At 61.9% G+C, this 26064-nt stretch carries 30 protein-coding genes, 2 tRNA genes and 4 pseudogenes; 21 read left to right on the top strand and 15 right to left on the bottom strand.

Annotated elements, in window-relative coordinates; translation table 11 throughout:
* Positions 1 to 49: 49 nt before the first annotated feature.
* From IHQ72_RS25740 to IHQ72_RS25730, 3 genes and pseudogenes are all read left to right on the top strand, one after another.
* A pseudogene (locus tag IHQ72_RS25740) lies at positions 50 to 2158 on the top strand (molybdopterin-containing oxidoreductase family protein).
* Between the two features lie 56 nt (positions 2159 to 2214).
* Positions 2215 to 2913, top strand: a complete 699-nt coding sequence (locus tag IHQ72_RS25735) for a DUF2270 domain-containing protein (RefSeq protein WP_258118115.1) — start codon at positions 2215 to 2217, stop codon at positions 2911 to 2913.
* A 361-nt stretch (positions 2914 to 3274) separates the two neighbouring features.
* Positions 3275 to 3544 (top strand): DUF680 domain-containing protein, encoded by a 270-nt coding sequence (locus IHQ72_RS25730; RefSeq protein WP_258118114.1) that lies wholly within the window; start codon positions 3275 to 3277, stop codon positions 3542 to 3544.
* 292 nt (positions 3545 to 3836) lie between these two features.
* Here the strand turns inward: IHQ72_RS25730 and IHQ72_RS25725 are convergent, their stop codons facing one another.
* Genes IHQ72_RS25725 through purM form a run of 6 tightly spaced genes read right to left on the bottom strand, consistent with a single transcriptional unit; the run spans position 3837 to position 7112 of the window.
* Positions 3837 to 4352, bottom strand: a complete 516-nt coding sequence (locus IHQ72_RS25725; RefSeq protein ID WP_258118113.1) for a SixA phosphatase family protein — start codon at positions 4350 to 4352, stop codon at positions 3837 to 3839.
* A 10-nt stretch (positions 4353 to 4362) separates the two neighbouring features.
* Positions 4363 to 4695 carry a hypothetical protein gene (locus IHQ72_RS25720; protein WP_258118112.1) on the bottom strand — a complete coding sequence of 111 codons (333 nt, stop codon included), beginning with the start codon at positions 4693 to 4695 and terminating at the stop codon, positions 4363 to 4365.
* 14 nt (positions 4696 to 4709) lie between these two features.
* Complete coding sequence (locus IHQ72_RS25715) at positions 4710 to 5003, bottom strand: type II toxin-antitoxin system RelE/ParE family toxin (RefSeq protein WP_258118110.1); 294 nt, start codon at positions 5001 to 5003, stop codon at positions 4710 to 4712.
* A 3-nt stretch (positions 5004 to 5006) separates the two neighbouring features.
* Positions 5007 to 5282 carry a type II toxin-antitoxin system ParD family antitoxin gene (locus tag IHQ72_RS25710; protein ID WP_258118108.1) on the bottom strand — a complete coding sequence of 92 codons (276 nt, stop codon included), beginning with the start codon at positions 5280 to 5282 and terminating at the stop codon, positions 5007 to 5009.
* A 58-nt stretch (positions 5283 to 5340) separates the two neighbouring features.
* Positions 5341 to 6051 carry a phosphoribosylglycinamide formyltransferase gene (purN, locus tag IHQ72_RS25705; protein ID WP_258118107.1) on the bottom strand — a complete coding sequence of 237 codons (711 nt, stop codon included), beginning with the start codon at positions 6049 to 6051 and terminating at the stop codon, positions 5341 to 5343.
* Positions 6048 to 7112, bottom strand: coding sequence for a phosphoribosylformylglycinamidine cyclo-ligase (gene purM, locus IHQ72_RS25700; RefSeq protein WP_258118106.1), 1065 nt, complete (start codon positions 7110 to 7112; stop codon positions 6048 to 6050). Before purM ends, purN begins: the two co-directional genes overlap by 4 nt.
* Positions 7113 to 7374: 262 nt before the next feature.
* On the opposite strand from purM, the gene IHQ72_RS25695 reads away from it, so the two are divergent.
* From IHQ72_RS25695 to IHQ72_RS25675, 5 genes are all read left to right on the top strand, one after another.
* A complete protein-coding gene (locus IHQ72_RS25695; RefSeq protein ID WP_258123931.1) occupies positions 7375 to 7932 on the top strand; it encodes a CDP-alcohol phosphatidyltransferase family protein in 558 nt (185 codons plus the stop codon).
* Positions 7904 to 9103, top strand: coding sequence for an AI-2E family transporter (locus IHQ72_RS25690; RefSeq protein ID WP_258118104.1), 1200 nt, complete (start codon positions 7904 to 7906; stop codon positions 9101 to 9103). The genes IHQ72_RS25695 and IHQ72_RS25690 overlap by 29 nt, the downstream gene beginning before the upstream one ends.
* A 33-nt stretch (positions 9104 to 9136) precedes the next feature.
* Positions 9137 to 9841, top strand: a complete 705-nt coding sequence (gene hdaA, locus IHQ72_RS25685) for a DnaA regulatory inactivator HdaA (RefSeq protein ID WP_258118102.1) — start codon at positions 9137 to 9139, stop codon at positions 9839 to 9841.
* Between the two features lie 496 nt (positions 9842 to 10337).
* Positions 10338 to 10595: a type II toxin-antitoxin system Phd/YefM family antitoxin gene (locus IHQ72_RS25680; RefSeq protein WP_126107093.1), complete on the top strand. Its 258-nt coding sequence runs from the start codon at positions 10338 to 10340 to the stop codon at positions 10593 to 10595.
* Positions 10592 to 10975, top strand: a complete 384-nt coding sequence (locus IHQ72_RS25675; protein ID WP_258118099.1) for a type II toxin-antitoxin system VapC family toxin — start codon at positions 10592 to 10594, stop codon at positions 10973 to 10975. Before IHQ72_RS25680 ends, IHQ72_RS25675 begins: the two co-directional genes overlap by 4 nt.
* A 99-nt stretch (positions 10976 to 11074) precedes the next feature.
* Here IHQ72_RS25675 and IHQ72_RS25670 read toward each other — a convergent pair whose 3' ends face one another.
* On the bottom strand, positions 11075 to 12073 hold the full coding sequence (locus tag IHQ72_RS25670; RefSeq protein ID WP_258118098.1) for a GlxA family transcriptional regulator: 999 nt from the start codon (positions 12071 to 12073) through the stop codon (positions 11075 to 11077).
* Positions 12074 to 12201: 128 nt separating this feature from the next.
* Here IHQ72_RS25670 and IHQ72_RS25665 point away from each other — a divergent pair, with 128 nt between their 5' ends.
* The gene (locus tag IHQ72_RS25665; RefSeq protein ID WP_258118097.1) at positions 12202 to 13029 is read left to right on the top strand and encodes an alpha/beta fold hydrolase; all 828 of its coding nucleotides are present in this window, start codon (positions 12202 to 12204) and stop codon (positions 13027 to 13029) included.
* A 126-nt stretch (positions 13030 to 13155) separates the two neighbouring features.
* Here IHQ72_RS25665 and IHQ72_RS25660 read toward each other — a convergent pair.
* Positions 13156 to 13232 (bottom strand) — tRNA-Pro (locus tag IHQ72_RS25660).
* A 964-nt stretch (positions 13233 to 14196) separates the two neighbouring features.
* Positions 14197 to 14468: pseudogene (locus IHQ72_RS25655) on the bottom strand (ZIP family metal transporter); the annotation flags it as partial.
* 214 nt (positions 14469 to 14682) lie between these two features.
* On the opposite strand from IHQ72_RS25655, the gene IHQ72_RS25650 reads away from it, so the two are divergent.
* Complete coding sequence (locus tag IHQ72_RS25650; protein ID WP_258118096.1) at positions 14683 to 14988, top strand: ETC complex I subunit; 306 nt, start codon at positions 14683 to 14685, stop codon at positions 14986 to 14988.
* Positions 14989 to 15050: 62 nt separating this feature from the next.
* A tRNA-Arg gene (locus IHQ72_RS25645) sits at positions 15051 to 15127 on the top strand.
* 71 nt (positions 15128 to 15198) lie between these two features.
* On the opposite strand, the gene IHQ72_RS25640 is transcribed toward IHQ72_RS25645, so the two are convergent.
* Entirely contained in the window at positions 15199 to 15414 is a 216-nt protein-coding gene (locus IHQ72_RS25640) for a hypothetical protein (protein ID WP_258118094.1), read from the bottom strand.
* A gap of 141 nt (positions 15415 to 15555) precedes the next feature.
* Between IHQ72_RS25640 and IHQ72_RS25635 the strand changes: the two genes are divergently transcribed.
* The 6 genes from IHQ72_RS25635 (at position 15556) to IHQ72_RS25610 (ending at position 19250) form a co-directional block, all read left to right on the top strand.
* Positions 15556 to 16056 (top strand): YybH family protein, encoded by a 501-nt coding sequence (locus IHQ72_RS25635; protein WP_258118093.1) that lies wholly within the window; start codon positions 15556 to 15558, stop codon positions 16054 to 16056.
* A 386-nt stretch (positions 16057 to 16442) separates the two neighbouring features.
* On the top strand, positions 16443 to 16727 hold the full coding sequence (locus tag IHQ72_RS25630; protein WP_258118091.1) for a DUF982 domain-containing protein: 285 nt from the start codon (positions 16443 to 16445) through the stop codon (positions 16725 to 16727).
* Positions 16728 to 16855: 128 nt separating this feature from the next.
* Entirely contained in the window at positions 16856 to 17065 is a 210-nt protein-coding gene (locus IHQ72_RS25625) for a hypothetical protein (protein ID WP_095496570.1), read from the top strand.
* Positions 17066 to 17865: 800 nt separating this feature from the next.
* Positions 17866 to 18195 carry a hypothetical protein gene (locus tag IHQ72_RS25620; protein WP_258118090.1) on the top strand — a complete coding sequence of 110 codons (330 nt, stop codon included), beginning with the start codon at positions 17866 to 17868 and terminating at the stop codon, positions 18193 to 18195.
* Positions 18195 to 18563, top strand: a complete 369-nt coding sequence (locus IHQ72_RS25615) for a hypothetical protein (RefSeq protein WP_258118089.1) — start codon at positions 18195 to 18197, stop codon at positions 18561 to 18563. The genes IHQ72_RS25620 and IHQ72_RS25615 overlap by 1 nt, the downstream gene beginning before the upstream one ends.
* Before the next feature lie 486 nt (positions 18564 to 19049).
* Complete coding sequence (locus IHQ72_RS25610; RefSeq protein ID WP_029354271.1) at positions 19050 to 19250, top strand: hypothetical protein; 201 nt, start codon at positions 19050 to 19052, stop codon at positions 19248 to 19250.
* Positions 19251 to 19307: 57 nt separating this feature from the next.
* Here the strand turns inward: IHQ72_RS25610 and IHQ72_RS25605 are convergent, their stop codons facing one another.
* Complete coding sequence (locus IHQ72_RS25605) at positions 19308 to 19700, bottom strand: hypothetical protein (RefSeq protein WP_258118084.1); 393 nt, start codon at positions 19698 to 19700, stop codon at positions 19308 to 19310.
* 96 nt (positions 19701 to 19796) lie between these two features.
* Between IHQ72_RS25605 and IHQ72_RS25600 the strand changes: the two genes are divergently transcribed.
* Together IHQ72_RS25600 and IHQ72_RS25595 are read left to right on the top strand one after the other, a co-directional pair.
* Positions 19797 to 21023, top strand: a complete 1227-nt coding sequence (locus tag IHQ72_RS25600; RefSeq protein WP_258118083.1) for an anion transporter — start codon at positions 19797 to 19799, stop codon at positions 21021 to 21023.
* Between the two features lie 265 nt (positions 21024 to 21288).
* Complete coding sequence (locus tag IHQ72_RS25595) at positions 21289 to 21522, top strand: DUF4011 domain-containing protein (RefSeq protein ID WP_095493811.1); 234 nt, start codon at positions 21289 to 21291, stop codon at positions 21520 to 21522.
* Between the two features lie 35 nt (positions 21523 to 21557).
* On the opposite strand, the gene IHQ72_RS25590 is transcribed toward IHQ72_RS25595, so the two are convergent.
* Complete coding sequence (locus tag IHQ72_RS25590) at positions 21558 to 22094, bottom strand: transglutaminase-like cysteine peptidase (protein ID WP_258123930.1); 537 nt, start codon at positions 22092 to 22094, stop codon at positions 21558 to 21560.
* Positions 22095 to 22202: 108 nt separating this feature from the next.
* Positions 22203 to 22430 (bottom strand): annotated as a pseudogene (locus IHQ72_RS25585) (transposase); the annotation flags it as partial.
* Between the two features lie 223 nt (positions 22431 to 22653).
* On the opposite strand from IHQ72_RS25585, the gene IHQ72_RS25580 reads away from it, so the two are divergent.
* Entirely contained in the window at positions 22654 to 23310 is a 657-nt protein-coding gene (locus tag IHQ72_RS25580) for a hypothetical protein (protein ID WP_258118082.1), read from the top strand.
* Between the two features lie 291 nt (positions 23311 to 23601).
* Positions 23602 to 24154 (top strand): annotated as a pseudogene (locus IHQ72_RS25575) (SLC13 family permease); the annotation flags it as partial.
* A 48-nt stretch (positions 24155 to 24202) separates the two neighbouring features.
* On the opposite strand, the gene IHQ72_RS25570 reads toward IHQ72_RS25575, so the two are convergent.
* A complete protein-coding gene (locus IHQ72_RS25570) occupies positions 24203 to 24592 on the bottom strand; it encodes a YkvA family protein (protein WP_258118081.1) in 390 nt (129 codons plus the stop codon).
* Between the two features lie 212 nt (positions 24593 to 24804).
* Positions 24805 to 25974: a cystathionine beta-lyase gene (locus tag IHQ72_RS25565; RefSeq protein WP_258118080.1), complete on the bottom strand. Its 1170-nt coding sequence runs from the start codon at positions 25972 to 25974 to the stop codon at positions 24805 to 24807.
* Between the last annotated feature and the right edge of the window lie 90 nt (positions 25975 to 26064).

Raw genomic sequence — 26064 nt, 5'->3', positions numbered from 1 at the left:
GCGCCATCTGGGCCTACACGCCACCGCCATAAACGGCTAGTTTGGCCCCATGAATCAGCACGCCAAGCTCAGGATCGGCCATTCGGCCTGTCCGCATGATTGCCCGTCGACCTGCGCGCTCGAGGTCGAACTGCTCGACAGCAAGCGCATCGGCCGCGTCCATGGCGCCAAGGCCAACAGCTACACATCAGGCGTCATCTGCGCCAAGGTCGCCCGCTATGCCGACCGCGTCCATCATCCCGACCGCTTGCTGAAGCCGCTGATCCGCGCGGGCGCCAAGCGTGAGGGCCTTTGGAAGGAAGCGAGTTGGGAGGCCGCACTCGACCTCGTCGCCGAAAAGTTTATCGAGGCCGAGGCAAAATACGGCTCGGAGACGGTCTGGCCCTATTACTATGCCGGCACGATGGGGCTGGTGCAGCGCGACGGCATCGAGCGGCTGCGCCACGCGAAAAAGTATTCCGGCTTCTTCGGGTCGATCTGCACCAATCTGGCCTGGACCGGCTGGATGATGGGCGCCGGCGCGTTGCGCGGTCCCGACCCGCGCGAGATGGCCAAGTCCGACTGCGTGGTGATCTGGGGCACCAATGCCGTGGTCACCCAGGTCAACGTCATGACCCACGCGATCAAGGCGCGCAAGGAACGCGGCGCAAAAATCGTCGTCATCGACGTTTACGAAAACGCGACGATGAAGCAGGCCGATCTCGGCCTGGTGCTGAAGCCCGGCACCGACGGCGCGCTGGCCTGCGCGGTGATGCATGTGCTGTTCCGTGACGGCATGGCCGACCGCGCCTATTTGGAAAAATACACCGACGACCCGCACGGTCTGGAAGCGCATCTTCAGACGAGGACGCCGCAATGGGCGGCTGATATCACCGGGCTTTCGGTTGACGAGATCGAGGCCTTCGCCCGCCTCGTCGGCACGACCAAGAAAACCTATTTCCGCCTCGGCTAGGGCTTCTCGCGCCAGCGCAACGGCTCCGTCAACATGCATGCCGCCGCCTCGATCGCCGCGGTCACCGGCTGCTGGCAGTATGAGGGCGGCGGCGCCTTCCATTCCAATTCGGGCATCTTCAAGCTGAACCAGGAACTGCTGGAAGGCACGCGGATGCGCGACCCCGCGATCCGCCATCTCGACCATTCGCGCATCGGCCCGGTGCTGACCGGGGCGGCGGACGCGCTTTATGGCGGCCCGCCGGTGACGGCGCTGCTGATCCAGAACACCAATCCGGTCAATGTCGCGCCGGAGCAGCGGCTGGTGAAGCAGGGTTTTCTGCGCAGCGACCTGTTTTCCTGCGTCCACGAACAGTTCATGACCGACACCGCAAAACTCGCCGATGTCGTGCTGCCGGCGACAATGTTCCTCGAGCATAACGATGTCTACAAAGGCGGCGGCAACCAGCACATCACGCTCGGTCCCAAGCTGATCGACCCGCCGGAAGGGCCGCGCACCAATCACTTCGTCATCGAGGAACTCGGCAAAAGGCTCGGTGTTGGCGACAGGCCTGGCTTCGGCATGAGCGAGCAGCAGCACATTGATATCATTTTGGGCAAGCGCGGCCTGGGTAGTTTTTCGAGCCTCAAGGAAGAGAAGTGGGTCGACTTGCAGCCGGATTTCGAAGCGGCGCATTTTATCGACGGCTTCGGCCACGCTGACGGAAGATTCCGCTTTCGCGCCGACTGGACCGGGCAGGCGGCGCCCAACCGGCCGCCGAGAAGCATGGGCCTGTTCGGGCCGGTGGCAAGCCTGCCGGAATTTCCCGATCACGTCGACCTGATCGAGGTGGCGGATGCGGCGCATCCGTTCCGGCTGACCACCTCGCCGGCGCGCAATTTCCTCAACTCGACTTTTTCGGAGACGCCGGTGTCGAAGGCCAAGGAGGGCCGGCCGGAACTGCTTTTGCATCCGGACGATGCGGCAGCCTATGGGCTGGCCAATGGCGACCGCGTCGAGATCGGCAATACGCGCGGCGAGGTCGTGCTGCACGCGAGATTGTTCGACGGCGTCAAGCGCGGTGTCGTGGTGGCCGAAGGCATCTGGCCCAACAGCGCCCACGAGCGCGGCGAGGGCATCAACGTCCTGACCGGCGCCGACGCGCCGGCGCCCTATGGCGGTGCGGCGTTCCACGACAACAAGGTGTGGCTGCGCCCGGCCAATTGAAGCGTCGGAACGATATATCCATCCAGCCGTTTTTGCGTGGCGGTGGAGAGATGGTGATGGCAGAAGCCTTGGCAGCGCCGGACCCCATTGGAAGAACGCTTTCGCCCGGCGAACTGGTAACCACGATGTCGCACTTTCATCGCGCCGAGATTCTGCGCATGACGGGGTGGCGCGACCGCCTGGACCGGACGAGCAATTGGGCGATAACGGTCGTCGCGGCGATGTTGTCCGTCTCGCTTTCGACGGCCAGCGCGCATCACGGCGTGCTGCTTTTTGCCATGCTGCTTGTCTTGTTGCTGCTGTGGATAGAAGCGCGGCGGTATCGCTTCTTCGACGTTTACCGGGCCCGCGTGCGCCAGTTCGAACGGCACTATTTCGCGCAGATATTCTCGCCGCAGCCGGACTTCGCGTCCGATTGGCTGTTGGTCGTCGGCGAAAGCCTGCGCACTCCAAAATTCCTCATTTCGCAACGAGCGGCGTTGGCGCGCCGTCTGCGTCGAAACTACATCCACATGCTGCTGATCCTGCTGCTGGCCTGGATCCTCAAACTGTCGACCCCCAGTCTTCTAACCGAAGGTGTCCGCATCGACTTCGTCAGTTCGGTGCGCGAGGCCGTTGTCGGCGCTGCCCTGGGGCCCATCCCCGGCGTGGTCATCGTCGTGCTGGTCGCCGCCTTCTATGCCGGCCTGCTGGTCACGGCGTTCCTGACCGCCGGCGACGACGGCGAACTCTCCTTCGGTGACGTCCACGTCTAAGCGGCAAACCAAAGCCGGCAGCTGCATGACTTCATTTGCGCGTCAGCGGGAAAATCGAACCGATCGGTTCGTTTCTATTGACGGATCGTGCAATACGGAGTGAACGCCGGCTCAGCAGATGGCCGGGCCACGCAGGCGTATTTGCCTAACATCTTGAAGAGGATGTAAAAAATTATGGCGAAGGAAGCCATTTGGCGGATTTCAAGCACCCGATTCGGGGCGTGGCCGGAACATCTTTGTGATTGGAAACCGCCGCACTGCCAACCCACCTCGGGGTGGTCCGAGCGACGCGAAATCCTCCCAAGGCACGCCACGAGACGGACGACAACACTGAAAGTATGAAAATACTGGAGTACCTGAAATGACCAAGATTGCTCTTACCGCTGCCGCCATCCTCATTGCCACAGGCAGCGCCTTTGCCGGCAGCGACCACTATGGATCGGACGGCGTCAACCAGCCGGCCGCGGCTGTTGGCAATGCGGCTGTTGGAAATGTCGACAACACGTTCACGGGTTCGATCCGCAAGCTGCTCCCGACCGAGCACAACGCTGTCAACACCAATGCGACGCCCGAGTCCGGCACGGCTCAGTCCGTCGTGCCCCAGTCCGGCCGGGGCAACTGGGGCCGCTAAGTCCCCAAGCTCCGGAACTCAAAGAACGGCGGGCTTGGCCCGCCGTTCTTGCTTTTGCATATCGAGTCACAGCCAGCAGCGCCGCCCTTTCTAGGACGCGCAAAGGACGCTGTAGCACTTTGATTTTCGCGCATGATCTTTTTCGAACTGAAGGTCAGCGCAGCAAAAATCGATTCCGATTTTTGGGCCATGCGCAAGCGGTCCAGCTTTTGATAGAACCGCAGAACCGCTCTAAGTATCTGTTTTTACGCAATCCCGGACGGAAAACCGCTGCGCACTTTTCCTGGAATTGCTAGCGCAGATCCTTCGGCCAAACGCAGTGCGTCAGCCGCGCGTTGCCGAGGGTGAGCCGCGCCCAGTCGCCGTCGACAACGAAACGGGCAAGGGCCGCCGTCGGGAATTTTTCTTCAAGCTTTTTGAGTGCCGCGGCATCCGATCCGGTGCCGGCGAGCCGGCGCGCGAATTCCTCCAGGCCGGGATTATGGCCGAGCACCAAAAGGCTGCTTGTTTCCGTATTTGCCTGTCGTATCTTGGCGAGAACGTCTGCCGTGCTGGCCTCGTAGAGCGCCTGGACAAATTTGGCCGGCGTTTGCGCCGGCAGTTGCGCCGAGACCAGCCGCCATGTGTCGCGGGTGCGCAGCGCCGGCGACACCAGCGCCAGGTCGGGCAGCCAGCCGCGCCGGGCAAGCTCGCGTCCCATCAGCGGCGCTGTCTTCAGCCCGCGCGGGCCGAGCGGCCGGTCGAAATCGGCAAGTGCTGGATCATCCCAGCTCGACTTGGCGTGGCGAAGCAAAAGCAGTTGTTTCATCGACTTCAACTCAGTCCCAAGGGATATTGGGCTGGATGTCTTTCCCATACCCGCCACCATATTTTTTGCCCGTTGCGGTATCGAAGGCTGCCCAGAGTTCTCCAAAGATAAACAGGCCCACGCACTGTTCGTCCCTGTCCCATTTCACTGCGATGTCTGCTTCATCGATTGCCCAGGCACCTGAACGAATGTGCATTGAATTGATGACAAGGCCCGCTTGTCCGTTTTCGATTTGAACAAGATAGAAGTATGCTGTCGCGCTGAGCCGGTCTTCTACTTCGTCATATTCGAAAACGCCGGCCAAATCGCCTGTTGTCCGGATCGCGCTATCGAAAGCACCCATTGAAATGCCTGCGATCAAAATAGGGTCGAGACGTCGCGCGCGCCATGGACGACGCGGACGATCTCGATTCGCTGTTCGGCCAGGCGATAGAGCACGAGATAGTTGCCGATCGTCAATGCGCGCGCTCCGCGAGCGATATCTGGTCTTCGCGGCCCCGACTCAGGAAAGGCGGCAAGCTGAAGGATGCGCTCGGCGATGGCATTCAGAAAATGATCGGCGGCTCGCGGGCTGGCCTCGGCGATAGCAAGCCAGATATCGATAAGGTCATTTTCGGCCGCCGGGCTGCGGATGATCGGCATGCCTGCCATAGGCTATTTCTTGACAGCGTCGCTGAAGCGGTGATGCGCCTTCAGCTTGATGTCCTCGATGTCGAAAGGCGCGAACGGGCCGCTCTCCAGCCCTTCCGTCCAGGCTTTCCGCAGCCGTTCCGCTTCCGCCTCGCGCAAGGGCTGGCGAAGGCGCCATTCGCGCAGCGCCTCGCGGATCACTTCGCTTGCCGAACCATACTGCCCGCTGGCCACCGCGCCTTTGACCATGTCCAGCAGTTCCGGAGAAAGCGCCACGCTGACTTTTTCGACTGTCGCCATCAAACTGTCTCCTTGCCAAGATAGTAGCAAATATTGCTACCATCTTCAAGAATGGTTCTCAGGGCGTGATGCGCGCCAGATGCTCGAGGTCGGTCTCCTCGCGCAGCGGATCGGGCGCCATCACCACGGAGGTGCTGTTGTCGGCATCGTCGGCGAAGTGGGCCAGCACGGTGCGGCCGCCTTCCATCCGCGCCTTGCCTTCGGCGACCAGCCCGAGCGCCAGCGGATAAAGCCGGTGCTCGGCCTTCAGCACGCGCGCGGCGAGCATGTCCTCATTGTCGCCGACCATCACCGGCACGGCGGCCTGGGCGATGATCGGGCCGTCATCCATATCGAGCGTGACGAAATGCACCGTGCAGCCATGGATGCGTATGCCCGCGCGCAACGCGCGCGCATGCGTATCCAACCCCTTGAAGGCCGGCAGCAGGGCAGGGTGGATGTTGATCATCCGTCCCAGCCATTTCTCGACGAAGCGCGCGCCGAGGATGCGCATGTAACCGGCCAGCGCCACGATCTCGGCGCCGAACGAGACAAGTGCGGCGTCGATCGCCCCGTCATGCGCTTCCTTGCTGCTATAGTCGGCTCGCGAAATCACCTTGGTGGCGATGCCGCGCGCCGCGGCGATACCGAGACCGGCGGCATTGGCCCGGTCGGAAATGACGCCGACGATCTCGGCCGGATAGTCCGGGTTGCTGGCCGCAGCGATCAGCGCCGTCATGTTGGAGCCGCGCCCCGAAATCAGCACCACGGTGCGTTTGCGCGTGCTCATAGGCCGATCGAGCCCCGATAGATCACGCCGGCGTTGCGGCGCGGCACGATGCGGCCGATCGGCGTCACGGTCTCGCCGGCCTCCTGCAGCACGGCCGCGACCTGTGCGGCCTGGCCGGAGGCGACGGCGAGGATCATGCCGACGCCGCAGTTGAAGGTGCGCATCATCTCTTCGGGCGCCACGCCGCCGGTCTTCGCCAGCCATGAGAACACAGGCGGCACCTCGATAGCGTCGAGGTCGAGCTCGGCCGAAAAATCCTTCGGCAGGACGCGCGGGATGTTTTCCGGGAAACCGCCGCCGGTGATGTGGGCGAGCGCCTTGATGCCATGCGTGTTACGGATCGCCTTGAGGATCGACTTGACGTAGATGCGGGTCGGCTCGAGCAGCGCCTCGGCCAGCGTGGCTTCATCATTGAAGGGCGCCGGATCGGTCCACGCAAGGCCGCTGGTGGCGACGATGCGGCGGACCAGCGAAAAGCCGTTCGAATGCACGCCCGACGAGGCCAGCCCCAACAGCACGTCGCCCTCAACAATGTCGTCGGTCGGCAGCAGCTGGCCGCGTTCGGCCGCGCCCACGGCAAAACCGGCAAGGTCGTAGTCGTTGCCGTGATACATGCCGGGCATTTCCGCGGTCTCGCCGCCGATCAGCGCGCATCCGGCCTGCCGGCAGCCCTCGGCGATGCCGCCGACGATCGAAGCACCCTGGTCTGGATCGAGCTTGCCGGTGGCGAAATAGTCGAGGAAGAACAATGGCTCGGCGCCCTGCACGACGATGTCGTTGACGCACATGGCGACGAGGTCGATGCCGATCGTGTCGTGCTTGCCGGCATCGATGGCGATCTTCAGCTTGGTGCCGACGCCGTCATTGGCGGCGACCAGCACCGGGTCGGTGAAGCCGGCGGCCTTGAGGTCGAACAGGCCGCCAAAGCCGCCGATCTCGCCATCGGCGCCCGGCCGGCGCGTCGCGCGCACCAGCGGCTTGATCTTCTCGACCATGAGATTGCCGGCATCGATGTCGACACCCGCCTCGGCATAGGTGAGCCCGTTCTTGCGCTTGCCCATCACTCTTTCCTGCTTTCCGGGGCTCTTCGCATGAACGGCTGCGCCTCGCAAGGATAACGGCTGGCTCAGGCACTTTCGGCATCACAAAAGAGTGGACAGAGGCTTCAGGCAAATCTCCAACATTGGCGATTGGCGAAAGCCTTGAAGACAGCCAATCTCTCCTCCACAAGGGGCGAGATTGGCAGCTTCTGCGTCGCTCTCACTTGCCGTAGCCTCTCATCTCCATCATGTATCATCAAAACAGAAGCGACGGGATATGCGTTTGACCATCCCCAACATGATCACGATCATGCGTTTCGTGCTGGTGCCGGGCGTGGTGCTCGCCATGCTGCAGGCGCGCTGGGACTGGGCTTTCGCCGGCTTTCTCATCGCCGGCATTTCCGACGGCGTCGACGGCTTCATCGCCCGCCATTTCAACCAGTTTTCGCAGCTTGGCGCCTATCTCGATCCGATGGCCGACAAATTGCTGCTGGTGTCGGTGTTCGTGGTGTTGGGCTTCATCGGTGAATTGCCGCTGTGGCTGGTCGTCACCATGGTGTCGCGCGATGCGCTGATCGTCTGCGCCGTCGTTTTGTCCACCGTCATGGCCCACCCGGTCGAGATGAAGCCGCTGTTCGTGTCGAAAGCCAACACCGCCATCCAGATCGTGCTGGCGGCGGTGGTGCTGGGCGAACTGGCTCTCGCCATCGACCTCGACCCGCTCAGGCCGGTGCTCATATTGCTGTCCGGGGTCTTGACCGTGGCTTCGGCCGCGGCCTATCTCGTGGCTTGGCTGAGGCATATGAGCGGCTATGGCGAAGGCTCCACACCGGGCACCTGACCAGGACATCGACGCGGCAGCCGAGGCTGCGGCTGCCGATGCTGCCGCGTCTGGCGTGTTTCGCCGCCAAATCCGCTTCTGGCTGATCAGCGCCATCATCCTCGCGATCTTTCTCTATGTCTTCAGCGGCATCCTGCTGCCGTTCGTCGCCGGCATGGTGCTCGCCTACTTCCTCGACCCGGTCGCCGACCGGCTGCAGCGGCTCGGCCTGTCCAGGCTGATGGCGACGATTGTCATCCTGTTTGCCTTCATCGTCGTTCTGGTGCTGGCCTTCGTCATCCTCATTCCGGTGCTGGCTTCGCAGATGGCCGATTTCGCCAGCAAGCTGCCGGAATACCTGACCCGGCTGCAGAGCCTGATCACCAGCTTCGATCCGAGATGGCTGGAAGAGCAATTCGGCGTCGACGCCAATGGCCTGCGCGAAGGGTTGAACTCGCTGCTGACCTCCGGCTTCGGCCTCCTGACCACGGTGTTCACCTCGATCTGGAGCTCCGGCGTGGCGCTGGTGTCGGTGGTTAGCCTGTTCGTCGTCACGCCCGTCGTCGCCTTCTACATGCTGCTCGACTGGGACCGCATGGTGGCGATCGTCGACAGCTGGGTGCCGCGCGACTATGTCCAGACCGTCAGGGTAATCGCCAACGACATCAACACCGCCACCGCCGGCTTTGTGCGCGGCCAGGGCACGCTGTGCCTGGTACTAGGCGCCATGTACGCCACCGGCCTGACCTTGACCGGCCTGAATTTCGGCATCCTCATCGGCCTGTTCGCCGGGCTGATCTCTTTTATTCCCTATGTCGGCTCGCTGACCGGGCTGGTGCTGGCCGTCGGCGTCGCTTTCGTTCAGTTCTGGCCGGACTGGACCATGGTCGCGGCGGTGGCCGGCGTGTTCTTCGTCGGCCAGTTCATCGAGGGCAACATCCTGCAGCCGAGGCTGGTCGGAAAAAGCGTCGGCCTGCATCCGGTGTGGCTGATGTTTTCGCTGTTTGCCTTCGGCGCGCTGTTCGGCTTCGTCGGCTTGCTGATCGCCGTGCCGGCCTCGGCCGCTGTTGCCGTTCTGGTGCGCTTTGCCATTTCCCGCTATCTGGAGTCGCCGCTCTACAAGGGCCACAACACCGAACCTGTCCCGCCGCTGCCGGCGCGTCGCCGCGGGAGCGGTGGGCCGCGCAGTTGAGCCAGATGCCGGACAACAAGGCAGTTGAGCCAGATGCCGGACAACAAGATTGACCCGCCGCGCCAGTTGCCGCTCGATCTCGGCCACGGCACCGGCTATTCGCGCGACGAGCTCGTCGTCTCCGGCACCAACAGCCAAGCGGTGTCGCTGGTCGATCGCTGGCCGGACTGGCCGTCGCCGGTGGTAGTGCTCGCCGGTCCGGCTGGCTCTGGAAAAACCCACCTGGCCTCGATCTGGCGCGCCCGCGCCGGAGCAGTGAAGGTCGACGCCGGGCGGATCGGCGACTGCATGGCCAGCCTCGGCGCGCGGCCGGCCCTGATCGACGATGTCGATGCCGGTCCGGTCGATGAACAGGGGCTGTTCCATCTGATCAACGCGGCGCGCGGGGCCGGCTCGACCTTGCTGCTGACCGCGCGGCGCTTTCCGTCCGCTTGGGGCGTCAGTCTTCCGGACCTCGCTTCGCGGCTGAAGGCGGCGGCGACGGTCGAGATCCACGAGCCCGACGATCACTTGCTGGCCGGCGTCATCACCAAGCTGTTTGCCGACCGCCAGGTCGAGGTCGAGCCGCATGTCGTGCAATATCTGGTGCGCCGCATCGAACGCTCGCTGGCCACCGCAATGCGGGTGGTCGAGCGGCTGGATCGCACCGCGCTGGAGCGCAAGACGCCGATCACGAGAGCGCTCGCCGCCGAAACCGTCAGCGCCATGGATGAGGGGCAGGGCGAGTTCGAGATTTAGGCGGTGGGAGCCGGATGAGGGGTGCTGGAAGAAATGAGGCGCTGGCGATCCTGTCGCTGAACGCCCGATCGGATGGGGGTGTCTGCCAAGCTGGAACACCCCTCATTCGACCGAGCGGAGCCTGTCCTCGGGCTTGCCGGAGGCAAGACCCGTGGGCTCGGCCACCTTCTCCCACAAGGGGAGAAGGAAAAGCCTCGGCCGTGTCCCATTTCGGGAAACCAGTGCTGGCATCTGTCTTGCAACATCAGCCTTGCCGGCTAACCCCGGTCCTGATTGCGTATCAAATCAGGTTGTAGGCTCGCCGGGAGTGAGGCGGTTGGGGTTCTCTTCCCGGCGAGCTTGCCTTCAATGAGGGGTCGGTAGTCGCGTGTACGGCACTGGCAACCGCGCTCACGGATAGTCGCAACCGCTCGCCTTAGGCCGTTGTAATGGACCGTTGAATGGTCTATTTTCATTGCAAACATGGACCAGAGGTTGGTCCATAGAGGAGCGGCCGATGGAGGTATCCGTTACAGACGCCAAGGGACAGCTGACAGAATTGGTGCGTCGTGCCGAGGCAGGTGACGAAGTCATTTTGACCCGGCACGGTCATGCGGCCGTACGCCTGGTTCCCGTCAAGGCAGTGCCGGACAGGAAAAGCCGTCGGGCATTGCTGGAGGCGATGCGCGCATCCGGCGCCGCGAGGGCGAAGGATGGGCCATCTGCTGCGCGAAGCCAGGATTTCCTCTATGGCGATGATGGCCTGCCCGAATGATCGTGGTCGATACCTCGGCGCTGATGGCGATCGTTCTTGACGAGCCGGAGGCTGATGTCTGCATCGCGGCGCTCGGGGCCGAAGACGACATCCTGATTTCCGCCGGCACCGTGGCCGAAGCGCTGATCGTCGCGGCGCGGCGCAATGTCGGCGAAGAGCTGTCCGGCCTGATCGACGGGCTTGGTTTCGAAATTGCGGCAGTGACGCCGGCCTCTGCGCGCCGTATCGCCGAGGCCTACGCGAAATGGGGTAAGGGCATTCACCCGGCTGCGCTCAATTTCGGTGACTGCTTCGCCTATGAAGTGGCGAAGGAACATGCCTGCCGCCTGCTTTATGTCGGCGACGATTTTTCGAGGACCGATATCGAAAGCGCTCTTTAAGGAAGCAAGCAAAGCCGATAGGTGCGATCCTGTTTTGAAACCCCGTCGAGCCGTCCGGCGGTCCCGATCGAGACTCGTCACAACCGCCACTGCCACCGCTCAACTCCCGCCGTCGGACGGGGCGCGTTCCACGCCGAAGCGCCTGCGGTAATCGCCAGGCACCAGGCCGGTTATCCTGGCGAAAACTTTGCGGAAGGAGCCGGGATCGTCATAGCCGACATCCCAGGCGATCTGGTCTATGGATCGGGTCGTCGCTTCCAGCATCTCACGCGCCTTGCCGACGCGCAGGTGCTGGCAATACTCGGTCGGCTTGAGGCCGGTGGCGTTACGAAAGCGGCGCAAAAAGGTCCGCTCCTCCAAGGCCGCATGCTCCGCCATGGTGGCAAGCGTCACACCGCGCGCGCCTCTCGCCTGGAGCCAGTGCTGCACTTTGAGGATAGCTTCGTCGCGATGGCTCAGCCTGGGAGCAAAGGGGCTATAGAAGCGTTGCTCGCGCCCCGGCGGGTCCACCAGCATGAAGCGGGCGGTTTCTATCATCACGGTCGGCCCGAGCACCCGGTCGACGAGCTTCAGGCCGAGATCGGTCCAGGCCATGTAGCCGCCGGCGGTGATGATGTCGCCATCGTCGATGACCAGCTTGTCGGCATCCAGCACGATGTCGGGGAAGCGTATCGCCAGCGCGTCGCGATAGGCCCAGTGCGTTGTCGCCGCACGACCCGACAGCAGACCGGTCTCGGCAAGCACGAAGGCGCCGGCGCAGACCGAGCCGAGCGTCGCGCCCGCCGCATGGCGGGCCCTGAGCCAGTCGGCATAGGGCGCGGCCACCTCGCGCGGAATCGGATCACCCAGGGTCGGAGGCAAGATGACCATGGCAGGTCCATGGCCGGGGCCGGGCTCGCTGTCGAAGGTGCGGATGACGGTTTGGCTCGCCTCTTGCAACTGCCAATGGCTGACACGAAGCCTCAGCACGTCCGGCGACCGTTCGGCAGCCAGCCGGTTGGCCAGCTGGAAGAGATCGGTCAGCCCAAGAACGGCCGCTCCCTGAACGCCAGGATATACAACGAGGCCGATTTCGACCGGATCACGCGCCGCGATCATTTGTCAGTTTTGCCATGTACAATGTCTGTTTTGCCAATCCTCACCATGACTCCGTTGCAATAGCTTGTCCACAGAAGGAACGAACCTTCCCCCAACCAATTCAGCCAACCACATCGAGGAGTACGACGATGAGCACATTCACCACCAAGGACGGCACCGAGATCTTCTACAAGGATTGGGGCACAGGGCAGCCAATCGTGTTCCATCACGGCTGGCCGCTCAGCGCCGACGACTGGGACAACCAGATGCTGTTCTTCCTCGACAAGGGCTATCGCGTTATCGCGCATGACCGGCGCGGGCACGGTCGCTCGACACAGACGGCAACCGGTAACGAGATGGACACCTATGCCGCCGATGTCGCGGCTCTGGTCACTCACCTTGATCTCAAGAGCGCCGTCCATATCGGCCACTCGACCGGCGGCGGCGAGGTGGCGCGTTACGTTGCCCGCTACGGTGGCGAAGGACGCGTCGCCAAGGCGGTGCTGATCGGCGCGGTGCCGCCGATCATGCTCAAGACCGACAGCAACCCCGGCGGCCTGCCGATCGAGGTCTTCGACGGCTTCCGTGCCGCTTTGGTCGCCAACCGCGCCGAGTTCTACAGGGATGTGCCGGCCGGCCCGTTCTACGGTTTCAATCGCGAAGGCGCCAAGGTCTCGCAAGGGGCCGTCGACAACTGGTGGCGCCAGGGCATGATGGGCGGAGCCAAGGCCCATTACGACTGCATCGAGGCTTTTTCCGAGACCGATTTTACGGAGGACCTGAAGAAGCTCGACGTGCCTGTCCTGATCATGCACGGCGATGACGACCAGATCGTGCCGATTGCCGACTCCGCTCTGCTTGCAGCCAAGCTGGTGAAGCACGGCACGCTCAAGGTCTACAAGGGCCTTCCGCACGGCATGTGCACCACCCACCCGGAGATCATCAATCCGGATCTCCTGGCGTTCATCCAAGGCTGACGCTTCGCAGCTTCAGGCGGGCTCGCCCGGAAATCCGGGCTGCCCATCGGTCGTTTGGGTGCTTCGCCCGTCGCAGATGCTGTCCGGCGCAGCTGCGCCGGCAGCACGGCTGTCGCGGTGAATGAATGGTCGGAGTGGAGAGATTCGAACTCCCGACCCTCTGGTCCCAAACCAGATGCGCTACCAGGCTGCGCTACACTCCGATGCGTTGCGGGCTATAGGGTTCCGGGCTTTGGAAGGCAACCCCCGAAACGACAAAAACGGAACGAACGCAATACAGTGGCAGGGAGTTGCACGAAAAGTCCCATCAAAAGTGCCACGGCCGTTCATCGCGCTCCTCATGGATAGAAAAATGAAGTAGCCGCGCCTTGTCGCCCTCTGGCGCTACCGAGGCTCGCGTTCAACTAGGTCGGCGGCGCGTCAACCGGCGGCGGTGCTTGGAACATCAATCGCTTCGCCAGCAAGAAAGCTGCTTGAATTGAGCGATCCTCAGCCCGTCACCAACGATACCCATCCTCAGAATTCTGCATCTTGTTCTCATCGAAATCCGCGCGACCGACAACCTGGAAAAGGCTTAGCTAGCCAATCGCAACGCCCCTCGAGCGGCCAATAGCTTGTGCTTTTCGAAGATCGCTAGCTTCTGTGGATAAGTGATCCGCACCTTGGCGTTGCACCCGTCACACCTGAAGTGCGCGATCGTTTTGAGCGCAGAGCCCTTCCTTACCGCCGGATGCGAGCAATTCGGACATTCGAATGTGAGCGCAACATCAGACAAGTCTTCGGCTAAGCCCATTTCCATCCCCCTTCGCAAGCGCTGTAGCTACACTCTGGCGAGTCTCAATTAGCAATTCAGATGTAGCAATTCAGATGTAGCAATTCAGATGCCAATCCCATTGTCCCAAAGCGAGACGAGAACGATTTGCTTCGGGATTGGCCAAGCGCCTTGGGCGCCCGACACAACGTGCTCGGCAGCGGCTCCCGCTAAGAGTTGATTACCGCGGACCGAGTCCTTGCGGGGGGTGCGGGCTTGGCTGCGCGACCCCTTAAAAGACGAAAACGGAACAAACGGCAGGCCCGGGCCGAGAGCGGGGCGGGCGGGAAATGCAGCCAGCCAAGTCCCGCGCAACGGTTTCGCAGCGCCGTCTCAGCGCCCAGGTTGCTGTCCGGTCAGACCTTCACCAAGGCGGCCGTCGCATATATGAAGGCGACGCCGGCTCCCAGCCCCACGCACGACCGGCGGCGTGAAGAAAGGCATCGAGACCCTTCTGGCTACGGCGCATCAGGTAGGCGCCGACCTCGACGATGACCTGCAGGATCGCCCCGGCGCCGATGGCAAGCGCCAGCGCCGACCATTGCGGCGCATAGGCCAGGCTGCCGAGCCACATTCCGAGAACCGCAGGCCCGCCGGCTAGCAAGGTCAGGCCGGCGAACGTCCACAGCGGTAGCCGCTCCTGCTTAGTTTCTGCGTTGTAGCAAACCGCTCAAGCTGATCGGAGGGGATGGGTTTTTTTGCCGTGAACCCTAGCGTGATCATCGTCGGTGGCCCGCCGTGCCGAAGGGGTACGGCAGGCATCGGCCTTGCCGCCGGCCGCATTGCGCAGTAATGACGGGAATACAGCGGCGGTGCCGCTTGCACGTAGCAACGAGGTGTCCATGTCCGCGCGCATTTTCAGCCCAGCCAAAACCGCGATGCAGTCCGGCAAGGCCAAGACCGGCCAGTGGGTGCTGGAATTCGATCCCGAGATGCGCAAGAAAATCGATCCGCTGATGGGCTATACCACGTCGGGTGACATGCGGAGCCAGATCAGGCTCACCTTCGACACCCGGGAAGAGGCGGTGGCTTATGCGGAGAAAGAGGGGCTGGCCTACCGTGTCGAGGAGCCGAAGGAATCCAAGCGCCGCCAGATTTCCTATGCGGAGAATTTCCGCTATGACCGCAGGACGCCCTGGACGCATTGACCGGCAAATGCCGGGCAGCCGTCCCAGCGCATAACTCAGCCGGCCCTTAACGTCGGCCCAGCGGTCCCGTAGCTCAGCTGGATAGAGCACCGGCCTTCTAAGCCGATGGTCACAGGTTCGAATCCTGTCGGGATCGCCAGTATTTTCAAAGACATAGTGCCATATTTCCGACTTCGGGAGAATGGCATTCCGACCCGTTTAGAGGGCCGTTTACAGATTTTTTTCCTCATGGGTTCCGCTCGATGCGGAGAATGACGGCATCGAACCGACGCTGCCATTGCTGATCTGCGAGCGGGCACAGTCACGCATAATGAGTGGAGCGAGCGCAACCGTGCGCGCGATCAGGAGGTCGCCGTTCTCGGCCGTCGTATCGATGGAATCCGGCAAGAGGTCGGCGTTGTCTACGGCACGCGCGACGTGATCCAAGGCATTTGGCTTTTAAAGGTTCCACGGCAGTCGCTTGCTTGCCTGTTGTCGAGAGCGTCTGGTGGTGCTTGCGCCATAATATAAGATAAGTCTAATGTAAGTCATGATCCGGCCATTGAGCGGCGCGGCGACGCACTCAGGATGGGCGCTATTCATCCGGTGGATATCACGCAAAGGGAGGACGAGATGAGGCTGGTTAAGTCATTTGCATTTGCTGCTGTGCTGCTTCTTTCCTCTGCATTGTCTGCGGCCGCCCAGTCGGCTCGCGAGGACATCGAAGCGGCGCTGACGAAATTCACGGACGCCTTCAACAGCGGAAACGCGGCGGCGGTGGGTCAATTGTATACCGAGGACGCTGCCGTGCTGCCGCCCGACGGCAAGCGCGTCGATGGCCGCAAGGGCGTGGAAGAATTCTGGCAGGGCGCGATCAAAGGCGGGATGAAGAATCTCACCCTGAAGGCGCTGGAAGTGGAAGAGAGCGCGAACCTCGCCTACGAAGTTGGCGCATTTACGCTCGATGTGCCGAGCAAAGACGGCGCCCTCTCCACCCTTGCGGGCAAGTACATCGTCGTCTGGAAAAAGGGCGACGACGGGACATGGCGCTTGCATCGGGACATCTGGAATTTAGGTGCGGCCCAATAAGGGATAGATATCCAGGCACCCATCGACCGCATTGGCGAAAGGTGTGGCGGGCTTTTTGTCTCCCTATGGAACACTGGCACGCGCAAGACGTTCGCCTCCTGCAGTAATATTTCCGCAGTAATATTTCCTGTGCACATAGGAATGCTGCGAGATCGGATTGTCCCCTCCGATCAGCCCGCGTCCTTCCCCTCCGTGGGGCGCGGGCCTCTTCGTTCATGGAACCGAAACGATCAAGGCTCGTCGGACGTGCAGCTCTGCGTGTTGCACCGAGCAAAGGCGTGTTCAGCCTCGATCGCATCGGGCATCGGCGCTCTGAATTCACGATGATGATGCAACCACCGCCATGTCTTCGCGTTTAACCGCCTTCAATCCTGGGAGCGACAAAAATGACGGCGTTTGTCCCGATTACAATCTACCTGAATCACAGGCCGATAGTGATCGCGTCGATAGCCGACGCTGCGAAAGCGCTTCAGCAACCATGGCCATCCATGGACAAGCCGTCCCGACTTGAAGCAATCCGAATGATCGAGGAATGCTTGGCCGGACATTGCAGTCACCAAGCTGCGTTCGCCGCCTTCGAGGCTGCTGCAACGGAACAGGGACTTCATAAGCAGAAGCCCCCAAGCGAAGGCCTCAAGAAATTCGACGGGGTTGCTGAAGATCTGATGTGAGGTCGCCCTCGCTGCTCGCAGACCTTCCGCGAGGGCGCATCTCGCGTCTGCGATTCTGCAACGGGGTGCGGTTTTTTGGTGTATGATAATGCCGCACGAACAAAATCTCTGGGCGAAGGGGGTTTGTCATGCCGATTCGTGGAAAAGCCGAGCATGCGGGTGTCTTCAACCCGACCGAGTTGGCCCTATTGGCGCGGGTGTTCGAGCGGTTGAAGATTGACAGTGAATCTGCGCATCGACGTGAAGCGCTCGCGTCCCGAATTATTGCCAACTACATGGCCGGAGTGGTGGACGAAGAAGAACTTCTGTCGGTTTCGAAACAAGCGCTGGGGCGGTAGGACCGGGTAAAGCAAGGCTAACCGAGTTGAGCATTCCAACCGCCGGCTGGTAGACGCGACGCAGCCGGCGCGCGTAGGATTTCCTACAATCCGGGCACACCCACCCCCGCCCACCCTGTGCCTGGTGAACGACTGATCGCCCGCCGTGCCGAAAGGTGCGGCGGGCTTTTTGACTTCCGTATGGAACACCGGCTCGGGGAGGGCGTTCGGCTTCTACCGCACCTTCTCCTGTGAACCAAGCTGCGAGATCGGTGTCGCCTCCCGATCAGCCTGCGTCCTTCCCCTTCGTAGGGCGCGCGGCCTTTCATCCATTTGGCCGATGCACTGGTCGTGAAAGTACCCACACTAAAGCTGGATCAGTTCCTATGATGCCAACAGACCTTTGCCCGCGATCTCTCCCGGAGGCGCGGGCTTTTCGAGCGGTGATTATCTGGTTGACAAACCCGGTTGGGAGATAGCCAACAAACCTTCCTACATGGGCGATGAAATTCCCTCGCCCAGTGTACGACCTTGCCAACACATTGAACGAGATCGAGCTGGCGCGGGCACTACGTGCCAGCCTTGCGTGTCGGAGGGCTCGAATGATCGCCTTACTTAGCGAGCTTGCCCAAACCCGAATGGAAGCCAGAGATGCCGCCGCCGTCCGCGCTCATGTGCGAGCTGCCGGCACTGCCCGGCCGTAGGCGTTGACTAATTTTTTCCGTTCCGGAAATGCTAAGGCTTGCCTGTCGCAACCAATGGTAGTAGAGTGATATGATTAAGTCTAAAAGTTGAGTAGATGTAACAGGTTACTGGGTGCCATGGGCGAGCGCGGTGAGGAATACCTCCCTGAATGGATTGCAGGCCATCTGTCCGATGATCCGGTAATTGCCGGAGACATCTCGGCCAGAATTTTGAACATGAAGAACGTTGGGCTCCCGTCCCGTGGGATGAGGAGAAGCCAGCGCAAAGAAGCGTCGATCGAGGGCGGAGGTGAGGTTTTGGAGGCTCCGTCGACTCGCGCGATCACCGTCATCTTCCCAGACGCAACACCCATCATGCTATTGGCTGTCTTGGCGCTTTCCGTGCTGTTGCTCCTGGGCGTGGCAGGGTCCGGGCTATTAGATGAGGCGGTTGCGTCAAGGCTCTGATGGAAAGCGAGTTCGAACTGCTTGGCGTCGAAGCGCGGAGAGGCATGCCCGCGTTTGCGCTCGTGGGCGAGCCGGGCACCCGGAAATATGTCGGCAGTGCCTTCGTCAGCGTCAATCGCGAGATGCGCGAGCGGCTTTGCGAGCGCGTCCAGGAGCATGCCGGCGAAGGCACCGAAGGACATGAAGAAGCGGCCGGCAACGCGGTGGGTGAAACCGGGCATGAAAGCCTGCGTGAAGCATTTGCGCGGCGAGGACGATCTTCGGCACGCCTCGCCTATCGCGCGACCGTCGACACTGAACGCATAAAAAGCGACAAACCGCGCTGTGCCTCCGGCATGAGGCTCCACATCAGGCATGTCCGTCCGTGACGAGGAAGAGCTGCGCCACGCCTCTGCTGGGCTCCAGCGACGAGGACGCCTCAGTCGCGCTCGCATGGGCCACCCGCCAAATCGAGGAATGGCGGGTGGTCCTTTATCAGCGCAGGAAGGGACTTAGCTGCGCAGATCTCAGTTTCGTTCTTCGGTCCAATTCGTCAAAGTCCGATTATCCCTAGCTAACGACCATTCCAATCGCCAGGAACGCGGTGGAGACGGCCAAGACCGGAGCGAGCAACCAGCGGGCTCGGTGAACGCTATTTTCCATGGGCTCTCCCATGAACTCACAGCGAGCAACTACTACGAGCAGCCGCAGTTCCGGGTGGCGCGATGTCCGGACTATTACGCGAAACCAGGTAAGACTTAGGTCCCGTCTCGGATCAGACCGAAGCCCAGCCAAGGAACGTTTGCAGCTGCCTGAGGTTTGGAGAGCCTGGCGCGAAGACGATGCCATTCAGCGCAGGGAGGAATGTGATCACCATGTCGAACCGTGAGATTGGAGCGTCTCAGGCGCTGCGAATGCGCGTGGCCGACCTCAACGAGAGGATGCGCGGCGCCCGGATTACCGAGAGTGAACTGAAGACCTTTCGAAAGGTCGCAGCCGTCATGGAGGACGGCAAGGGTAGAATCGATGCCGACGATTTGATTGCCGCATCCTTCGTCGTCGAGACGCTGGACTAGCCAACCGCCTACAAGCTCTTCAGAATGCGAGCCGCTGCAATGTCCCTCTCTCCCAGCCTATTCTCTGTTGGTCTGACTTTCCAATGCCCGCAGTGCAACTTCGCCGTCATCAAGAACGGCAGCTGGTTTCAGGTCGTTTCCCACTACAAGTGCGAGGGATGCGGACGCGAGATCCGGATTACCTATCGCGACAAGATTGCGATCTTCCAGAGGCATGCGCACTTGGCCATGCTCCCGCCGGCGCGATAGATGCGGCAGATGGGCAGACCCCTTCACCGCAAGTGAGCTCGAATTGCCGGGGGTCGAGCCCGAGGCGCCGGTATTCGCTCTGATGGGCGAGATCGGCACGCGCAAATATGTCGGCTCGGCCTTCACTGATTCCAGCCGTGCGATGGTATCACCAATCGCCCGGGCGCCTCGGTAGACAGGATTCGCCGACGTCGCGGGCATCTCTTGTGCTTGCGTTCATTCATGTCGCAGTGAGGAGGGGCATTGGCGATTCGCCAATGGCGGGGCAGGGCGGATGTGAACGGGGCTTTTCCACGAATGACATTGATGGGCGCGGCGGCACTGCTGATCCTGATCCTGACCTATGCCGGCGTCGCCATCGGCAGGATCCCCGGCTTGCGCCTTGACCGGGCAGGCATTGCTTTGCTCGGCGGTGCGGCGATGATCGCCATCGGCGCGCTCAGCCTGGAGGACGCCTACCGCGCCATCAATTTCGATACCATCACGCTGCTGCTCGGCATGATGATCGTCGTGGCGCATCTGAAAGTGTCGGGCGCCTTTCGCGCACTCGGCGCTGTTGCCATCGAGCACGCGCATGCGCCGTTCATGCTCCTGGTGATGGTGACGCTGCTGACCGGCGTTCTGTCAGCGTTCCTGGTCAACGACGCGATCTGCCTGGTCATGGCGCCGATCGTCGTCCACGTCACCCGCGTCATCAACCGCAACCCAATTCCCTACCTGATCGCTACCGCCACGGCGTCGAATTGCGGCAGCGTCGCCACCATCACCGGCAACCCGCAGAATATGGTCATCGGCGCGCTGTCGGGGATCTCCTATCCGGCCTTCTCGGCGGCCCTGGCGCCGGTCGCGCTGTTCGGCCTCGTCGCCGTCATCGTCATCGTACGCATCGTCTATCGCGCCGAATTCGCGCGCAAGGCCGAGCTCAGCCCCGAGGTCTATCGCGGCCGCATGCTGCCGGGACAGGTGCTCAAGGCCGTGGTCGTCTGCATCGGACTGGCGATCGCCTTCTTTGCCGGCGTCCCGGTTGCCAAGGCGGCGCTCATAGGCGGCGCCATTCTTCTCGTGACCCGCGCAATCAAGCCGGCGCGCATCTACCGCGAGATTGACGGGCCGCTGCTGTTCATGTTCGCCGGCCTGTTCATCGTCGTCGCCGGCGCCGAGAAGACGCTGCTCAGCCCCGACATCGTCGCCTCGGCAAAAAACCTCCGGCTGGACGATGTGTGGCGGCTGTCCGGCCTCACCGCGGTGCTGTCCAACATCATGAGCAACGTTCCGGCCGTGCTGGCGCTGCGGCCGTTCATACCCGGCCTGGAAGACCCCGAGCGCGCCTGGCTGGTCGTCGCCATGAGCTCGACGCTGGCCGGCAATTTCACGCTGCTCGGCTCGGTCGCCAATTTGATTGTTGCTGAGCAGGCGCGGGCGACTGGCAAGTCGCTCGGCTTTGGTGCCTTCTTCAAGGTCGGCCTGCCGCTGACGCTGGTCACGCTGCTTGCCGGGACTGCGTGGTTGGCGCTTGGGTTCTAGACGGGCGGCGGGGCGGCAAACCCGGAGTGGGGCCTCCAAACTCAGTGAGAAGCATTTAGCGACCAACCAGTGAACCACTGTCGTAATGTTTTGCAGGGTGGCAACAACTTGCGCCAAGCATATAGACCAAAGCTAAGGTTACGACTAGGCCGCTTAAAATGTTGGGTAACTAAGAAAAACCAACAAAACCGGGGAAATTAATCGCGGAATGAAAGCGTTGGATAAAGACAGCTATTTCAAGCCGAGGTGACAAGGGGGAGATAAAATGGACGACATTGTCGAACCAGTCAGCCCCGTGAATCACAGGCTTACAAAGTACCTGAAGCAGGCTCGTGATAGGTTGATCCAGACCGGTACCCGCAACCGGCTGATACACACGGCCCGCTTCGCCAAACGCGGCAAGAGCATCGATATCATTGACGAGCGCTCGGACGATGTCTTCCGTATTCTTGTCACTGACAGTAAGCGCATGCGCTTCGATCACGAAAGCGCCGGTTGAGTCCGTCGCGATCGCCTTAGATCATTGCGGTAGAGCTAGATGACTGGCTCTGCCGATCCTATCAGCTCCCAGGCTTTGCCAACCCCAAGCGCCTGGCGGGCGAAGTAACGGTACGGAGTACGAGACCAGTCCTTAACCGATGAACTTCTGTTGTCGAGGATAAGGTCACCCTTCGAGGTCCTCACGGTGAGCACCGTATGACCGTCCCAACCGCTTCGGGCGACCGTCAAAAGGAGCGCCGATGCAGGCCAACCCAGCTTCATCAACTCCGCCTTTTTCAGAATGGCAAAGTCTTCGCAGTCGCCATACCTGCTTGGCACCCTCCAGTCATCGTCTGTCCCGTTTGTGGCCATGTCGGAACTTTCGGTTATGCGCCGGTTAACCGAACTGTTTACGCTAGCAAGCTCGGCACTGCGCGAATTCGTCAACTCGACCAGCTTCTGACTACCGCTCGTGCTACAGAGCCTCTTTTCACGAGCGCAGAAGTCATGGAAGGCCGGGGGTGCAAATGCATGGCCAATCATCTGCATCCGCGTTCCGGTGCTGAGCACGGTCTTCCCCCCGGTTGACATGGCAGAAATCGAACCACTGGTCGTGCTACAGCCGGTGCTTGCCAGTACGCATGCGAGAAGAGCGGTTGTTGAAATTTTCATCGGGAACCCCATTCGTGGGCATTCCCTATCGCCGGCCAGGGCGGCGAAAATGCGGTCGAACACGCCGAGCCGGCTCCAGCGGATGAAGCGGCTGTAGAGCGTCTTGTGCGGGCCGTAGCCGGCAGGCGCGTCCTTCCACTGCAAACCGTTGCGGATCACATAGACGATGCCGCTCACAACCTTCCGGTCGTCGAAGCGCGGAACGCCGTGAGACCGCGGGAAATGCGGCGCTAGGTGAAAGAATAAAAAATTCAATAGTCATCTTTATTTATAGTCCATAATTAATTTGGATTAGTCCAAAAGAAATTGTATACTTCTTTAGATGTAATCTACACCTTTTACGGGAACATATGATTTGGATGCTACGTTACATAGCATCTGTTAATAAATTCGGAGAGTTCCGATGCGAACCGCGAAACAAATACTTACTCGCAGCACAATGCTTACCTCTGTGGCGCTTGTGTGTTCGATGCCGACCATGCCTGCTTCTGCCCAGAGCAGCATCAAGCCCGTACTTACCGCCGAACAGTGCGTCCCGCTGACTGAGCAGAACTACGCAATATGCTGCGTGGCTCTAAACCGGGACGAACTGCTTACCAGGGCGGAGCTAGACCAGTGCCCGCCCATTACGACCGGCCAGGTCGGCACTGACGATGCCGGCACTGACGATAGCGGCACCGACGATGGCGGCACCGACGATGGCGGCACCGACGACGACGGCACCGACGATGGCGGCACCGACGACGACGGCACCGACGATGACGGCACCGACGACGACGGCACCGACGATGGCGGCACCGACGACGACGGCACCGACGACGACGGCACCGACGATGGCGGCACCGACGATGGCGGCACCGACGACGACGGCACCGACGATGGCGGCACCGACGACGACGGCACCGACGATGGCGGCACCGACGATGGCGGCACCGACGATGGCGGCACCGATGACGGTTCGTCCGACGACGCCGCTGGAAATCCCGGCAACGAAAAGAGCGTCGGAGCCGCCGGCGAGGGCCCAGGCCCTCACTCACCCAGTGATTTTGGTCCAACCGGAAGCTTCGGCAAAGGCGACGCGAACGGCAACGCCGGGGGGCAAGGGAGAAGGGGAGACGCGCCGGGCCACAACTGAGGTGCTCCGAAAATAGCGGAAACGCTCGGCACAAGCCAAGCAGCCAGTGAACGTTCAAGCCAAGGTGCGGCTGGCGAAGTCGGCCCGGGATTGCGTTCCCCGGACGGCAGCATGGGGCGAACGGCGGCTTGCGGCGTGCAGTGAAGCGAGGCCAGCTTGCCGTCGAGACGATTGGCAACCGCTATTACACCACGCTCGAGAACATCAAAGAGATACGCCGGCTGTGCCGGGAGGGCGCATGACGAAAGCAATCCGCTTCCATGTAGATCCGCGCGACGTGCCGCCAAATAAAAGGCGGTGGTGGTCTGCATCGGTCTGGCGATAGCCTTCTTCGCGGGGTTTCCGGTCGCCAAGGCGGCGCTCATCGGCGGCGCCATTCTTCTCGTGACCCGCGCCATCAAGCCGGCGCGCATCTACCGCGAGATCGACGGGCCGCTGCTGTTCATGTTCGCCGGCCTGTTCATCGTCGTCGCCGGCGCCGAGAAGACGCTGCTCAGCCCGACATCGTCGCCTCGGCAAAGGACCTCCGGCTGGACGATGTGTGGCGGCTGTCCAGCCTCACCGCGGTGCTGTCCAACATCATGAGCAATGTTCCGGCGTGCTGGCGTTGCGGCCGTTTATACCCGGCCTGGAAAACCCCGAACGCGCCTGGCTGGTCGTCGCCATGAGCTCGACGCTGGCCGGCAATTTCACGCTGCTCGGCTCGGTCGCCAATTTGATTGTTGCTGAGCAGGCGCGGGCGACAGGCAAGTAGCTCGGCTTTGGTGCCTTCCTCAAGGTCGGCCTGCCGCTGACGCTGGTCACGCTGCTTGCCGGGACTGCGTGGCTGGCGCTCGGGTTTTAGGCCGCCGGCGCAGCAGGCAAGGTGGTTTCAGGAGAAAGCCTGATCGGACTATTTGGCGTGGGTGGGCCAGAACGCCCAGATCAGCAAAGCTGCCAAAGCCAGCCAGAGCGCCACGATAAAGAACATTCCGGTTCTGCTTTGCGGGCGTTTTTCGAGCGCGGCAGCCCGCACCCGAAACTCGTCCATCAGCGGCGGCGGAACAAGCCTTATGGCCAGGATTACGCCGAGCGGTACGATGATCAGGTCGTCGATATAGCCGAGCACCGGAATGAAATCCGGGATCAGGTCGATTGGGGAAAGCGCATAGGCGGCCACCATCCCCGCCACGAATTTCGCAAACCAGGGCACCCGAGGATCGCGCGCGGCGAACCACAGGGCGACGACATCGCGCTTGATGCCGCGTGCCCGGCTCTTTGCCGTTTCCAGCCATGCTTTCATCGGGTTACCTTTCGGCGCACAAGCTGCGTGTCACCGGAAGCAACGGTGGGCGTTGCCACCAAAACACCACGCCTGGCCAGGTCTCCATCTCGAGCCAACCTCCTGATCGAACCCGATCAAAACATTGGACGGCCTAGCCGAGAAAAGGTTCCCGAATATTTTTCCCGGCGGCCGGCACCGACTACGCTACCGCTTACGCGGGGCGCCACCCTTTACGCTGCACCCGCCGCAGTGAGGCCGCGCGACAGATCGGCCTTCAAATCCTCGACGTCTTCAAGCCCGATCTGCAGGCGGATGAGCGGGCCGTCATAAGGGCCCTTGGCGACGACGCGGTCGCCAAGGAAAACCGGCACAGCAAGGCTCTCATAGCCGCCCCAGGAATAGCCGAGGCCGAATATCCTGAGCGCGTCGAGAAAAGCATGCTGCTGTTTCTGGCCGCCGCCCTTGAGCACGATTGAAAAGATGCCGCTCGAGCCGCAGAAGTCGCGCTTCCAGAGATCGTGATCGGGGTGGCTGACAAGCGCTGGATGCAGCACGCGCGCCACGCCCGGCTGGCCCTCCAGCCAGCCGGCGATGGCCAGTGCGCTGCGCTGATGGTGGTCGAGGCGCACGCCCATGGTGCGCAGGCCGCGCAGCACCTGATAGACATCGTCCGGCCCGGCGCAGCAGCCCATCGTGTAGAAGGTCTCGCAAAGCTGTTTCCAGCAGGCCTTGTTGGCCGACGCGGTGCCGAGCAGCACGTCGGAATGGCCGGCCGGGTATTTCGTCGCCGCATGGATCGAGATGTCGACACCATGGTCGAGCGGGCGGAAGTAGAGCGGCGTCGCCCAGGTGTTGTCCATCATCACGATCGCACCTGCGGCATGTGCCGCGCTGGCAATGGCCGGTATGTCCTGCACCTCGAAAGTGTTGGAGGCCGGCGATTCGGTGAACACGACCCTGGTCTTGGGCTTGATCAGCGCCGCTATACCGGCGCCGGCATGCGGATCGTAGTACTCGACCTCCACACCCAGCCGTTTCAGCATCGTGTCGGCGAAGTTGCGGGTCGGGTGATAGACGGAATCGACGATCAGGACATGGTCGCCCGCCGACAGGAAGGCGAGCAGCGGCACCGTCACCGCTGCCAGGCCCGAGGGCACCACAATCGTGCCGGCCGAGCCTTCCAGCCCGTCGATGGCGCTGGCAAGCGCGTCGGTGGTCGGCGTGCCGCGCGTGCCATAGGTGTATTTCTGGCTGCGTGCCGCCATCGTCGCCGCGTTGGGATAGAGCACGGTCGAGGCATGCACGACCGGCGGATTGACGAAGCCGAAATAGTCGTGCGGATTGTTGCCCGAATGGGCAAGCCGCGTGTTGATGCCCATTTCGTTGCCGTCTTTTGTCATTGCGCTTCGCCTCTGATGAAGCGCTAGCCATAGTGCGGCGGCATTGGCCGCGCAACCGTTCGCCATCCGCCAGCCGGCGGACTTTGGATA

The organism is Mesorhizobium onobrychidis (assembly GCF_024707545.1).
Lineage (GTDB): Bacteria > Pseudomonadota > Alphaproteobacteria > Rhizobiales > Rhizobiaceae > Mesorhizobium > Mesorhizobium onobrychidis.
Note: the sequence above shows the minus strand (reverse complement) of the source record. Positions and strands in the feature narration are given on the sequence as shown.

Excerpts from the sequence above, each read along its gene's own strand:
- IHQ72_RS25735 (WP_258118115.1), top strand. The coding sequence starts at position 2,215 with ATGGCAGAAGCCTTGGCAGCGCCGGACCCCATTGGAAGAACGCTTTCG.
- IHQ72_RS25730 (WP_258118114.1), top strand. The coding sequence starts at position 3,275 with ATGACCAAGATTGCTCTTACCGCTGCCGCCATCCTCATTGCCACAGGC.
- IHQ72_RS25725 (WP_258118113.1), bottom strand. The coding sequence starts at position 4,352 with ATGAAACAACTGCTTTTGCTTCGCCACGCCAAGTCGAGCTGGGATGAT.
- IHQ72_RS25720 (WP_258118112.1), bottom strand. The coding sequence starts at position 4,695 with ATGGGTGCTTTCGATAGCGCGATCCGGACAACAGGCGATTTGGCCGGC.
- IHQ72_RS25715 (WP_258118110.1), bottom strand. The coding sequence starts at position 5,003 with ATGGCAGGCATGCCGATCATCCGCAGCCCGGCGGCCGAAAATGACCTT.
- IHQ72_RS25710 (WP_258118108.1), bottom strand. The coding sequence starts at position 5,282 with ATGGCGACAGTCGAAAAAGTCAGCGTGGCGCTTTCTCCGGAACTGCTG.
- purN (WP_258118107.1), bottom strand. The coding sequence starts at position 6,051 with ATGAGCACGCGCAAACGCACCGTGGTGCTGATTTCGGGGCGCGGCTCC.
- purM (WP_258118106.1), bottom strand. The coding sequence starts at position 7,112 with ATGGGCAAGCGCAAGAACGGGCTCACCTATGCCGAGGCGGGTGTCGAC.
- IHQ72_RS25690 (WP_258118104.1), top strand. The coding sequence starts at position 7,904 with ATGGCGAAGGCTCCACACCGGGCACCTGACCAGGACATCGACGCGGCA.
- hdaA (WP_258118102.1), top strand. The coding sequence starts at position 9,137 with ATGCCGGACAACAAGATTGACCCGCCGCGCCAGTTGCCGCTCGATCTC.
- IHQ72_RS25680 (WP_126107093.1), top strand. The coding sequence starts at position 10,338 with ATGGAGGTATCCGTTACAGACGCCAAGGGACAGCTGACAGAATTGGTG.
- IHQ72_RS25675 (WP_258118099.1), top strand. The coding sequence starts at position 10,592 with ATGATCGTGGTCGATACCTCGGCGCTGATGGCGATCGTTCTTGACGAG.
- IHQ72_RS25670 (WP_258118098.1), bottom strand. The coding sequence starts at position 12,073 with ATGATCGCGGCGCGTGATCCGGTCGAAATCGGCCTCGTTGTATATCCT.
- IHQ72_RS25665 (WP_258118097.1), top strand. The coding sequence starts at position 12,202 with ATGAGCACATTCACCACCAAGGACGGCACCGAGATCTTCTACAAGGAT.
- IHQ72_RS25650 (WP_258118096.1), top strand. The coding sequence starts at position 14,683 with ATGTCCGCGCGCATTTTCAGCCCAGCCAAAACCGCGATGCAGTCCGGC.
- IHQ72_RS25635 (WP_258118093.1), top strand. The coding sequence starts at position 15,556 with ATGGGCGCTATTCATCCGGTGGATATCACGCAAAGGGAGGACGAGATG.
- IHQ72_RS25630 (WP_258118091.1), top strand. The coding sequence starts at position 16,443 with ATGACGGCGTTTGTCCCGATTACAATCTACCTGAATCACAGGCCGATA.
- IHQ72_RS25625 (WP_095496570.1), top strand. The coding sequence starts at position 16,856 with ATGCCGATTCGTGGAAAAGCCGAGCATGCGGGTGTCTTCAACCCGACC.
- IHQ72_RS25620 (WP_258118090.1), top strand. The coding sequence starts at position 17,866 with ATGGGCGAGCGCGGTGAGGAATACCTCCCTGAATGGATTGCAGGCCAT.
- IHQ72_RS25615 (WP_258118089.1), top strand. The coding sequence starts at position 18,195 with ATGGAAAGCGAGTTCGAACTGCTTGGCGTCGAAGCGCGGAGAGGCATG.
- IHQ72_RS25610 (WP_029354271.1), top strand. The coding sequence starts at position 19,050 with ATGTCGAACCGTGAGATTGGAGCGTCTCAGGCGCTGCGAATGCGCGTG.
- IHQ72_RS25605 (WP_258118084.1), bottom strand. The coding sequence starts at position 19,700 with ATGCCCGCGACGTCGGCGAATCCTGTCTACCGAGGCGCCCGGGCGATT.
- IHQ72_RS25600 (WP_258118083.1), top strand. The coding sequence starts at position 19,797 with ATGACATTGATGGGCGCGGCGGCACTGCTGATCCTGATCCTGACCTAT.
- IHQ72_RS25595 (WP_095493811.1), top strand. The coding sequence starts at position 21,289 with ATGGACGACATTGTCGAACCAGTCAGCCCCGTGAATCACAGGCTTACA.
- IHQ72_RS25590 (WP_258123930.1), bottom strand. The coding sequence starts at position 22,094 with ATGTCAACCGGGGGGAAGACCGTGCTCAGCACCGGAACGCGGATGCAG.
- IHQ72_RS25580 (WP_258118082.1), top strand. The coding sequence starts at position 22,654 with ATGCCTGCTTCTGCCCAGAGCAGCATCAAGCCCGTACTTACCGCCGAA.
- IHQ72_RS25570 (WP_258118081.1), bottom strand. The coding sequence starts at position 24,592 with ATGAAAGCATGGCTGGAAACGGCAAAGAGCCGGGCACGCGGCATCAAG.
- IHQ72_RS25565 (WP_258118080.1), bottom strand. The coding sequence starts at position 25,974 with ATGACAAAAGACGGCAACGAAATGGGCATCAACACGCGGCTTGCCCAT.